The sequence below is a fragment of the Gilliamella sp. Fer1-1 genome, from assembly GCF_001690825.1.
Lineage (GTDB): Bacteria > Pseudomonadota > Gammaproteobacteria > Enterobacterales > Orbaceae > Gilliamella > Gilliamella apicola_C.
Genome location: NZ_LZGX01000048.1, coordinates 1 through 12,161, shown reverse-complemented (window position 1 = coordinate 12,161; position 12,161 = coordinate 1). Strand labels below are relative to the sequence as shown.

9 protein-coding genes and 1 pseudogene are annotated in these 12,161 nt (G+C 34.9%); 1 reads left to right on the top strand and 9 read right to left on the bottom strand.

What is annotated here, in order from left to right:
* Positions 1 to 4: 4 nt before the first annotated feature.
* The 8 genes from A9G28_RS06690 to A9G28_RS06655 are packed head-to-tail and all read right to left on the bottom strand — an operon-like array spanning position 5 to position 8,264.
* Positions 5 to 877: a DUF6708 domain-containing protein gene (locus A9G28_RS06690; RefSeq protein ID WP_065580157.1), complete on the bottom strand. Its 873-nt coding sequence runs from the start codon at positions 875 to 877 to the stop codon at positions 5 to 7.
* Between the two features lie 42 nt (positions 878 to 919).
* On the bottom strand, positions 920 to 1,795 hold the full coding sequence (locus A9G28_RS06685; RefSeq protein WP_065580156.1) for a DUF6708 domain-containing protein: 876 nt from the start codon (positions 1,793 to 1,795) through the stop codon (positions 920 to 922).
* A 42-nt stretch (positions 1,796 to 1,837) separates the two neighbouring features.
* Positions 1,838 to 2,710, bottom strand: a complete 873-nt coding sequence (locus A9G28_RS06680; RefSeq protein WP_065580155.1) for a DUF6708 domain-containing protein — start codon at positions 2,708 to 2,710, stop codon at positions 1,838 to 1,840.
* Positions 2,711 to 2,744: 34 nt separating this feature from the next.
* On the bottom strand, positions 2,745 to 3,617 hold the full coding sequence (locus A9G28_RS06675) for a DUF6708 domain-containing protein (RefSeq protein WP_065580154.1): 873 nt from the start codon (positions 3,615 to 3,617) through the stop codon (positions 2,745 to 2,747).
* A gap of 19 nt (positions 3,618 to 3,636) precedes the next feature.
* Positions 3,637 to 7,119: a toxin VasX gene (locus A9G28_RS06670; RefSeq protein WP_065580153.1), complete on the bottom strand. Its 3,483-nt coding sequence runs from the start codon at positions 7,117 to 7,119 to the stop codon at positions 3,637 to 3,639.
* Positions 7,120 to 7,128: 9 nt separating this feature from the next.
* The gene (locus A9G28_RS06665; RefSeq protein WP_065580152.1) at positions 7,129 to 7,335 is read right to left on the bottom strand and encodes a hypothetical protein; all 207 of its coding nucleotides are present in this window, start codon (positions 7,333 to 7,335) and stop codon (positions 7,129 to 7,131) included.
* Entirely contained in the window at positions 7,335 to 7,955 is a 621-nt protein-coding gene (locus A9G28_RS06660; protein ID WP_065580151.1) for a hypothetical protein, read from the bottom strand. Before A9G28_RS06660 ends, A9G28_RS06665 begins: the two co-directional genes overlap by 1 nt.
* Before the next feature lie 6 nt (positions 7,956 to 7,961).
* On the bottom strand, positions 7,962 to 8,264 hold the full coding sequence (locus A9G28_RS06655) for a hypothetical protein (RefSeq protein ID WP_065580150.1): 303 nt from the start codon (positions 8,262 to 8,264) through the stop codon (positions 7,962 to 7,964).
* Positions 8,265 to 9,000: 736 nt separating this feature from the next.
* Between A9G28_RS06655 and A9G28_RS06650 the strand changes: the two genes are divergently transcribed.
* Positions 9,001 to 10,596: an ABC-F family ATPase gene (locus tag A9G28_RS06650; RefSeq protein ID WP_065567197.1), complete on the top strand. Its 1,596-nt coding sequence runs from the start codon at positions 9,001 to 9,003 to the stop codon at positions 10,594 to 10,596.
* Between the two features lie 83 nt (positions 10,597 to 10,679).
* On the opposite strand, the pseudogene A9G28_RS13045 reads toward A9G28_RS06650, so the two are convergent.
* Positions 10,680 to 11,940 (bottom strand): annotated as a pseudogene (locus A9G28_RS13045) (transposase); the annotation flags it as partial.
* Positions 11,941 to 12,161: the final 221 nt, after the last annotated feature.

Below are 12,161 nucleotides of genomic sequence, written 5' to 3'. Positions count from 1 at the left end.
ATTATTAATAAACAAGATAAACTGTACCATTCAGTTGGTATTCTTGTTCAATTTGAGCTAGCTCTTCTTTAGAGCCGGCTTTCGAGGCTTTGTCTAATCCCTCAACTTGCTTTGAGGTGACTGTAATGCGTGGTTCAACATCCATAAAACTTTTGGCATCGTCTCGACTGTAATCTATATATTTTAAACCCGCTTTATTTAGTGGCCTGTCCGTTCCATACTCCATAAAATGGCTGATCCAGTTCCAAGCATAAGCAAATTGGTTGGTTTCACCAATATAGATGTATTCAATCGTTTCATGACTGTTTGGCTTACAAGCTACGCCAAACAACATATGGAGTTCAATTGTACCACCACTAGCAAAGGCACCTGTTGAACTTTGTAATACCGCATGAAAGTCGACCCAATCATAGACTTTAATTTGATATTTTTTTAAATCCTTGAATGCACTAAATGGCAACCAAAATGTCGTCATCCATTTTATTGCCACTGCTTCGTAAAGATAAACTTTACCTGTTTTGCGATTAAAGCGAATAGGATTGCTAAAGGGGGCAAAATAGGCAAAAAGAAAATTGAATAGAGTGTGATAAATAATGACACTTATTGTTATAATTATACAAAATACTCCTCCTCCCATTACCCATAAAGTTCTTTTTACAAATAAAATGTCAAAAAAAATAAAAATAAGCATAAAATCAGCAAGAACCATTAAAATCAATATAAAACTTACTCCAATAATTTTTCTATAACGATAAATTTCCAGATAGTTATCATTAGCACAAGCTATATAATTTGCTTCGCTGATAATACCTCCTCCACTAGTTTTACTAAGGTCTTTACTCCAGCCTGATAGTTGCGGTTGATAGCGTGATGACATATTTTTGTTCCTTATTTGCTTATTTATCTATTATTTCCTTTATTAATAAACAGGATAGACCGTACCACTCAGTTGGTATTCTTGTTCAATTTGGGCTAGCTCTTCTTTGGAGCCGGCTTTCGAGGCTTTGTCTAATCCCTCAACTTGCTTTGAGGTGACTTTAATGCGCGGTTCAACATCCATAAAACTTTTGGCATCGTCTCGACTGTAATCTATATATTTTAAACCTGCTTTATTTAATGGCCTGTCTGTTCCATACTCCATAAAATGGCTGATCCAATCCCAAGCATAAGTAAATAATCGGTTGGTTTTACCAATATAGATATACTCAATCAGTTCATGACTGTTTGGCTTACAAGCTACACCATATAATGTATAATCTTCAAAGCTACCACCTTTAGGATTGACGACTGTTGAACCTTGTAATACTGCATGAAAATCGGCCCAATTATAGACTTTAATTTGGTATTTTTTTAAATCCTTGAATGCACTAAATGGCAACCAAAATGTCGTCATCCATTTTATTGCCACTGCTTCATAAAGATACACTTTACCTGTTTTGCGATTAAAGCGAATAGGATTGCTAAAGGGGGCAAAATAGGCAAAAAGAAAATTGAATAGAGTGTGATAAATAATGACACTTATTGTTATAATTATACAAAATACTCCTCCTCCCATTACCCATAAAGTTCTTTTTACAAATAAAATGTCAAAAAAAATAAAAATAAGCATAAAATCAGCAAGAACCATTAAAATCAATATAAAACTTACTCCAATAATTTTTCTATAACGATAAATTTCCAGATAGTTATCATTAGCACAAGCTATATAGTTTGCTTCGCTGATAATGCCCAATCCACTAGTTTTACTGAGGTCTTTTTTCCAGCCTGATATTTGTGGTTGATAGCGTGATGACATATTTTTGTTCCTTATTTGCTTATTTTTTTATTATTTCCTTTATTAATAAACAGGATAGACAGTACCATTCAGTTGGTATTCTTGTTCAATTTGGGCTAGATCTTCTTTGGAGCCGGCTTTCGAGGCTTTGTCTAATCCTTCAACTTGCTTTGAGGTAACTTTAATGCGCGGTTCAACATCCATAAAACTTTTGACATCGTCTCGGCTGTAATCTATATATTTTAAACCCGCTTTATTTAATGGCCTGTCCGTTCCATACTCCATAAAATGGCTGATCCAATCCCAAGCATAAGCAAATTGGTTGGTTTCACCAATATAGACATATTCAATCGTTTCATGACTGTTTGGCTTACAAGCTACGCCAAACAACATATGGAGTTCAATTGTACCACCACTAGCAAAGGCACCTGTTGAACTTTGTAATACTGCATGAAAGTCAGCCCATTCATAAACTTTGATTTGATATTTTTTTAAATCCTTGAATGCACTAAATGGCAACCAAAATGTCGTCATCCATTTTATTGCCACTGCTTCATAAAGATACACTTTACCTGTTTTGCGATTAAATCGAATAGGATTGCTAAAGGGAGCAAAATAGGCAAAAAGAAAATTGAATAGAGTGTGATAACAAATAATGCTAAGCACAATGATCATAAAAAAAGAAATAAAAGTAATCCACCATATAAATTCGACTCCTAACCAAAAATGAAAAAACAACATAAAAAAAGCTAAATTAAAATATAATATTAAGAAAAATGTAGCACTTGCCGCACCAATTTTTCTATAACGATAAATTTCCAGATAGTTATCATTAGCACAAGCTATATAGTTTGCTTCGCTGATAATACCTCCTCCACTAGTTTTACTAAGGTCTTTACTCCAGCCTGATAGCTGCGGTTGATAGCGTGATGGCATATTTTTGTTCCTTATTTGCTTATTATTTCCTTTATTAATAAACAGGATAGACCGTACCACTCAGGTGGTATTCTTGTTCAATTTGAGCTAGCTCTTCTTTGGAGCCGGCTTTCGAGGCTTTGTCTAATCCTTCAATTTGCTTTGAGGTGACTGTAATACGTGGTTCAACATCCATAAAACTTTTGGCATCGTCTCGACTGTAATCTATATATTTTAAACCCGCTTTATTTAGTGGCCTGTCCGTTCCATACTCCATAAAATGGCTGATCCAGTTCCAAGCATAAGCAAATTGATTGGTTTCACCAATATAGATATACTCAATCAGTTCGTGGCTGTTTGGCTTACAAGCTACACCCAGTAATATATGATGTTCAATTGTACCACCACTAGCAAAGGCACCTGTTGAACTTTGTAATACCGCATGAAAGTTAGCCCAGTCATAAACTTTGATTTGGTATTTTTTTAAATCCTTGAATGCGTTAAGTGGTGTCCAGAGTTTAAACATCCATTTCATTGCCACTGCTTCGTAAAGATAGACTTTACCTGTTTTGCGATTAAAGCGAATAGGATTGCTAAAAGGAGCAAAATAGGCAAAAAGAAAATCAAATAGGAGACGATAAATAATGGCATTTATTGCTATAATTGTAAAAAAAAACAATATTACCATCACCCATAAAATGTTTTTCGCAAATAAAAAATGAAAAAAAGTAAAAATAAATAAAAAGTTTAAAAGAATCATCAAAAATAATCCGAAACTTATTCCTTTAAATTTTCTATAACGATAAATTTCCAGATAGTTATCATTAGCACAAGCTATATAGTTTGCTTCGCTGATAATGCCCAATCCACTGGTTTTACTAAGGTCTTTACTCCAACTTATTATTTGCGGTTGATAGCGTGATGGCATATTTTTGTTCCTTTATAATCTATTTGTGGTTTAAAAGCATGATCCCATAACTGTCAAATTCATAAAATTGATGAAGTGGTTGTGACTCTTCTATTTGGTCACCATTTATGATATCGGGTTTTTTATAGTTAAGTTCAACGGTATAGAGTAATGATGTAATGGCTTTATAATTTACCTCGGCCAGCTTAAAGCGAATAACTAAATTGGTTTTAGTGCCTTTTACTGGTTTTAATGTGTAATCTCTATTATCATTTTCAACCTCTTCTGATTGATATTTAAACATTCTACCTTTATCGTGGGTGAATATAATATAGGGACGACCATATAATAGGGTGTTCAAACTATCTTCAATGAGTTTTGGCTCCAGCTTTTTACTTATATTATTATGGTTAAGTTGTATTTTTACCTTTAAGTCTGGGTTTCTTTTCTCCATAATAGTGACGATAAATGCTAATTTATCGTTTTCCATATCGAAGTCATGAATGGTCATATCAAGATAAAGCGAGCGGTATATAAATTCAGCTAGTAAAATTTCTTGATTTTTATCGGGCTGTGCAAAGCGCAATTGCGGTGATATGCCTGATATCAGCACCGAAAAATCATTTAGCGCTTGTTTGCATCCAGCAATTGTCATTGGGTAACGCCCATTATCAATACCAAAACCGCAGCGGGCAAACCAGCGCTCTAGCTTGCTACGCTCAAATAATGTGGAAATATAAATAATAATAACACCTGCAACAGTAACAATAACCCCCACTACTGGTACCGTTGCTACTGGAAGTGTTAAAGTCATCAATTTTAGTGTCATTGCTGCTCCAACCATTATAACAAAACCACCTGTTAATTTTAGTATCCCTGCTACAATTTCTTTTTCATTAAGAATTAAATTACCCCCTTTTAAAATCTCTATCGCGCCATCGGCTATTGCTAATATACCAAGCCCTTTATCGACAAAATTGAGAAATTTGTTTGTGACATTAAAAACTTGCTTCATGCCATAAGCGAGTTTCAATTTTGGTGGTGTTAGTCGGCTTTCGCCATAAGGATGACGTGTTAAAAAGTTAGTCATCTTAAGTGCGTTCATAGCTGTTGCCATTTTGATAATATGCCCGCCAACTTCGGCCGCCATACCTGCAATAGCGATTAAACTCGAGGTTAAATCATAAAGTAGAAAAGCTTTTTGTATTGGATCGGTCTCGGTTTTGATTTCTTCCAGATTATTTTTAAATGCATTTAGCGTAAAGTGAATCATTACCACATTTAAAAAGCATTTTGCTAAACCGCTGACAACAATTTTTTGGTTTTCAGTTTGAACATGATATATTTTTTTCGATTCTTCTAATTCTTTTAATAGCGATTGTTGTAAGTCGTCACCATTGGTCATTACCGAAATTTCAACTTCTTGGGGCACGCGATTGGCAAATTGTCGAAATTTTTGAATTGATAAAACCTCTTCATTGGCTAACTTTTCAAATTCTTCCAATAATTTGGGGGTTACTCGAGGATTTTCGGTCACCATGGTTATTTCAAGTGACACGGTTTTTTGTCTTATTGTTGCGTATTCTTCACGGGTAAAGCTTCGGGATTTACCGTTTACATCCATAATGTAAAATTTAGAATCTGCTTTGTTAAAATATAAGTTATCACCTTGTGCGGTTTTTAAATTGGTTTTGAAATTGACGCCACCGGTTGCCGAAATTTCGCCAATTCGGTTAAATACTTCGGCAATATCGGTCATGCGAATATTTAAGGTTGTTTGTGTTACTTTACCATTTGCTATTTTTTCGGCTAAAAGTTTTAAACGCTCTGATATTAACGTTTGGTTAAGTAAAACTTTTCCATTACGATATTCGGTTGCTATACCTTTGCTAATATCAGTTGCCAACGATAAAATATGATTACGGATTAAATAACCAAGAAGAATATCCCCATCCGAAGTACTGACTTCTGCACCAAATATTGCATTGATACTATCAACCATCGCTTTGTTAAACTCATCATCTGACGAATCATCTTCTGACGTGGAACCATCCGTTTTTGTGGATTCGGTTGTTGATGAAGGATCACTGTCGGTTTCTAGAAACAATTGCTTATTATCACCCGCTATCACTCGATAGTAATAGCTGTTTTCGTCAGAGCACAGTTCGTCATATAAGGCTTTGACATCGTCAGTTGGTGGAATGTGACTGGATAACATAATATGTGCATCATCAAGGTATAACTTATGAAAGGCTTTAAGTTGATAATCAAATTCCACTTCCCAAAAATGGTTTTTATTACGTTCACTAATAACGGTTTGTGATAATTTTGAGTTTTTGCCTGCTTTACCAAATAGCCAACGTGCATAATAGGCATAATCTTTGGAATAGTCTAATAAACGGCTTTCGAACATACTTTGATAGTATCGTCTATCTTTTCGAAAAGTTTCAATTTTATTAGTATCAAGCTGTTTTTTTAATTTGTTCCAATTTTTTGCAAAATTTTCCTCAGCGGATTTATTTTCAGGAATAAATTCACAGGTACCATAATCTGTTAAAAGGTGATTACTACAGATATCAATTTCGCTACGAGTCAAATGGTTAACTGTGCTTCCTGACTCATCGATTGTATGGCGAATATATCCCGATGAACGCTCTTTATAAAATTTATCTAGTGATTTTTCATAAGCGTCGATGGTGTTAAGTATTGCATTTTTATATTCAAATTCATCAGTATGAATTAAACTAAACACATAGGGGATCCCTGTGTTTTTGTCTTTTTTATGGATTAAATTTCTATCACCCGTAAAATTATTGTTGACTTCACGTTGATAGTTAAGCTCTTCAACAATTCCGAAATTATCCTCAACCACTACCACAGGTATTTTACAAAGAAGTTGGGATTCCATTTCAGATACATATTTATAGTAACCCCAATCAGAATCTTTACGGCTTTGAAAATGATGTAAACTGTAATACCCTGTTATTGTCAGATCCTCAAATACCAATTCGGGTTGTAACGGTGCCGACGCATCTGGGAGAAGCTCTGTACGGTTATCTTTTCTACGATTATAATCAACAGCCGTTTTAAATAAATTTTCCGCACTTATTTGATCTTTAGATAACGTTCGAGTTGCTTCGACACTCAGATCAACAAAGGTAAAACGACTTAAATCGGCTTTACCTGTGCGATATTGTTCTCGAACTTTTTTTGACCAAGGTTGCTTACTATAAGCAATCCACGCCTTTTTGTATAAATAATTATTAATGGTAATAAACGAAGCTGGTATATGGTGATTTTTTTTAGTACAAGATTGCGCCATAGAATCACATTTATTGACTACCATATTTTCAACTGGTCTATGTCTAAACACGCCTTCGGGAGTAACTTCATAACCGATAAACTCTTTTTTGCCTTCTATGCTTTCAACTAATACATAGATGTAACCTTGCCTTACATTACGCAGTACATATTCATATTTTTGTAATGCTTGAGATGGTTGTTTTGCGACTCCCTTAGGCACATCTTTAGATCAATTTACGCCCCATGCTTTTTTTCTAATTACTGCTTTCCTGAGTAGATAAATGGGATAGCCATCACGCCCGCAAAGCCGACAGTTTTCTTTACTAAGCGAAACAAGTTCTGCTATTTTTTCGTTAACATCCTCGGCGTCTTTAATTATATCGGTTTCGTGATTATGTAAAACTTGTTCTTTTTGTTGTTTTGATTGTTCTTCCATTATTTTATTTGCCCCCATTGCGATTGTCTCAATACCGATAAGTTTTGTTTTAATGTGCCTGGATTTTCAATTGCATTAAATACAGCCTGTTGCGTTTGTGCTTGATTCATTAAATCAATATTATAAAACAAGCTGTTGATGACAAATGCAAACTGATCTTCTAAATCGGCCAGCCCTGTTCTTATGCTATCTAACCATTTATCAGCCACCATAATAAGTTGTCTATCGTCAGGTATTTTGATCTGTTTACTTTCGATTAAAGTTTTAAAGCAAAGAAAAATTTGTTTAGCATATTGTTGATACGAAACTGTACGGTCACTTATTTGCGAAAAACCTAAGATTTCGTTTGGTTCGGGTTTTTGAATAATTTTAATTTTACGGCTTAAATTAAGATAACAATATTGTGCAATACCTTTTAATTGCCTAGGTAACCATTGTTGATAAATCAGATTGCTTTCATGTAATAATTGCATACGGAAAGGTTCGTAATAAGGAAAAAATCGACTATTTATTGTCAGAGCTTCTTTAGCCAAAGTCTCTCCTATGGTAACTAATTCTTCAGCTAATTGTGTTAGCGGTAAATCACTTATAAGCCAAGCGCATATATAGCGTTTATCCATAAATAATTAACTACTAGCCTCTTTAAGAGAAAGTGCCAATAGTTCAGGGTTTATCGATTCGTTTTGATCTGCAATTAATATTAGATGCGGACAATGCTCGATATCATGAATCAAATCTGGCCTTAGAATGGGAACAACCCGCTCCTTTTTGGCATTTTTATCGGCTTGTTTATCGAAAAAGAATTCAACAATATTGTCAACAGATATTAAATTATAATCCGGTAATGGTCTTAATTTATCAACTAGCAAATAACGATTTTTTTTGGAGTCATTCATTAAGTTAACAAAATTATCTAAGTGGTATTTCATACTATTTCTATCCTTACCATTTTGTTTTGTATATTGCTTATCCTAGCATTTGTGGCTTTGATGCAATGGATACTTGTTATTATTTAAATTTAATATAGTTTTTATTCGATACTTCAGTTGATTTTCAAACTTGATATATTTAATTTAATCATCTCAATAGATTAAATGATTCTAAACTGAATATCGTTTGATTCAATGTATTTAGTTATATTAATCTCGTTATGTTAATTGCGATAATGGAATCCAAATTGCACTGACTGAAGGTATTTGCTAAATATTTACAAATTATATGCGTTTATTTTTCGATAATAACAGATTATTGGAGTGGTGTAAAAGCCGTTGGTGGATAAAATTACATCATGATTTCATGATACTTTTTTAATATTAATAAGTTATGTTAGTTAGACGAGTATGAGGCTATCAGTGAAAAGCTTTGTGAAATGAGGATAAGTAAACTTACCATTTCCTGGTGCACGCTTATATTTGGTAATTGAATTTCCATTTTTATTGAAATGTAGCTTTATTCCCTAAACGTTCTTTATAATTCTTATAAAATCACGCTAAATCAATTGATAATAACTTAAATAAATTACCATAAAAAAGATAGCCGATAAATCAAAGATCCTCAAAAAAGCTATTTTATGGCATAATGTGCGCTAAATCACATTTTATAGGTTTCACTTAAAGGCTAATTATTGCTTTTGAGCAAAACGCATTTTAAAGAGAGTAAATTTTAGTGTTAAGTACAAATAACATCACAATGCAATTTGGCAGTAAGCCATTATTTGAAAACATTTCGGTTAAATTTGGTAACGGTAATCGCTATGGGCTTATCGGTGCTAATGGTTGTGGTAAATCGACCTTTATGAAAATTATTGGCGGTGATCTAGTGCCGACATCGGGTAATGTATCGCTCGATCCACATGAAAGATTAGGTAAATTACGCCAAGATCAGTTTGCTTTTGAAGATTTTACCGTACTTGATACCGTCATTATGGGGCATACCGAATTATGGCAAATCAAACAAGAACGCGATCGTATTTACTCGCTTCCGGAAATGAGCGAAGAAGACGGGTTTAAAGTGGCTGATTTAGAAATTCAATATGCTGAAATGGATGGTTATAGCGCTGAGTCTCGTGCTGGCGAATTATTATTAGGTGTTGGTATCCCCATTGAACAACATTACGGGCTAATGAGCGAAATTGCGCCGGGTTGGAAGTTACGGGTATTGTTAGCGCAAGCCCTATTTTCAAATCCTGATATCTTATTACTTGATGAACCAACCAATAACTTAGATATTGATACGATCCGTTGGCTTGAGGAGACGCTAAATCAACGCGAAAGTACGATGATTATTATTTCGCATGACCGCCATTTTTTAAATATGGTTTGTACCCATATGGCCGATTTGGATTATGGTGAATTGCGTGTCTATCCTGGTAATTACGACGATTATATGACCGCGTCAACTCAAGCCAGAGAGCGCTTATTAGCTGACAATGCCAAAAAGAAAGCACAAATAAGTGAATTGCAATCGTTTGTAAGTCGTTTTAGTGCCAATGCTTCTAAATCCAAGCAAGCGACATCACGCGCCAGACAAATTGAAAAAATCAAACTTGAAGAAGTCAAAGCTTCCAGCCGTCAAAACCCATTTATTCGTTTTGAACAGGATAAAAAGCTGTTTCGCAATGCCCTTGTTGTTGAAAATCTGACGAAAGGTTTTGACAACGGTCCACTATTTAAAAATCTTAAATTAATGGTTGAAGTAGGCGAGAAAGTCGCGATTTTAGGGACTAACGGTATCGGTAAAACCACCCTACTAAAAACCTTAATGGGCGAACTGACACCAGAACAAGGTGAGATCAAATGGTCAGAAAATGCCAATATTGGTTATTACGCGCAAGATCATGAATATGAATTTGATGAAGACTTAACCGTATTTGACTGGATGAGTCAATGGAAGCAACCCACCGACGATGAGCAAGCGGTACGTAGTATTTTAGGGCGTTTATTATTTTCGCAAGATGATATTAAAAAACAAGTTAAAGTCCTATCTGGTGGTGAAAAGGGACGCATGTTATTTGGTAAATTGATGATGCAACGCCCGAATATTATTGTCATGGATGAGCCAACAAACCATCTTGATATGGAATCAATTGAATCACTCAATATGGCATTAGAGCTTTATCAGGGCACACTATTTTTTGTTTCACACGACCGTGAATTTGTAAGTTCCTTAGCGACTCGAATTGTTGAAATTACACCTGAAAAAGTGAACGATTATACGGGTAATTATGAAGATTATCTGCGTAGTCAAGGAATTGAATCATAGCCATTAATAAAAATAGCCACTAAATGTGGCTATTCAGATTGATGACAAACCTCGATATAATTCGGGGTTTATTTTTTTATTTAAACCATAAATAGGATTTTTAATTTGGATTTTATTAAATAAATTAAAAAATAGCCTAAAAAACGTAACAAAAATAACTTTATCGCTATTTTCTTGATATTTTGAGCCGTTGTAGCCAATAAACACTGCATTTGAACCTGCGCTCTTCCTCTAAATCGAGCATAGCGATGTCCGTGATGTTGTTTAGCATCAGCAAAGCTGCGCTCTATCGTTTCTTTTCGCCGAGCATAGACTTTTTTACCCCACTGACTTAAATGAATCTCGTTGGCTTTTTCTTTATCTGCTTCCCAGATATGCCGTGTGATGACTTTCTGTGTATTTTTACTCTGTGTACACTGTGACAATAACGGACAGATTTTGCAGGTTGTTGCATCAGAATGACAATGACGATAACATTCCCTGCTAGTAGTTTTATATATTAATGTTTGCCCGTTTGGGCAAGTATAAGTATCGTTTTGACGGTTATAGATAAACTGCTTTTTTCTGATGGGATTCGCACCATGGGTGGGGCGACGATAACCCAACACCGGATATATCTGCTCTGCCAGCAGTAAATGGCAAATGGGAGCCGTAAAATAACCCGCATCAAGACCGACACCAACCGGATTAAAGCCAAACCGCTCTAGCTGGCGTTTTAATCGAGCCATATAAGGCTGGGGATCATGGATATTTCCGGCTGTGACATAGGTATCGGTAATTAAATTATGTTTGCCATCAACCGTTCGGTGATCTAAGTAGAAGAATCCTTTAGGCTTGTCTTCCCGATGCATAAAGCCACTATCCGAATCTGTTGTACTGACTTTAACATCCTTGTATTTCTCTACCGTCGATGGCTTTAAGGCTTTTTTCCGTTTAATTCTCTTTCTGCGTTGATGGCTTGATTAAGCGCATCAATATATTGACTGGGCTCAACAATATTATCAAAAATCTATTGATAGATTTCACTGTCATTAAACCGACGGCGACGATTTTGGCTGAGTGTTGAGGCGTCAATCACTTTTTCGGTTAATCCCATTCCCAGAAACCAGCGATAAGCTAAATTGACCAGAATTTCCTGAACTAGACGACGTTCACTGGGGATACCGAAAAGATACCCCAATAGCATGATTTTAAACAGTCTGACCGGATCTTCTGCCGGCGACCGTTATTAAGGCAATAAAGTGGTGCTACCGCTTCTCGAATAAATTCAAAATCAATGACTTTAGCTATTTTACGAACAAGATGATTTTGAGGGACAAGCGCATCTAGCGAGATTTGCTCTATTTTTTTCTGGTGTCGCTGGAGTTGGTTTTTTTAGCATAGAAGAATTCCTCTTATAATGGACTCCTCTCTATTAGATCAAAGAACTCGCCAAAAAACGAGCTCTTTGTCATCAATCTGAAATTTATAAATAAATTTTTACTTAACATACAATTCAGATGTATCTAATTTAAATTCATCATAAATATCAAGTTTTTTCATAATATGCGCTAAAACTTGATTAA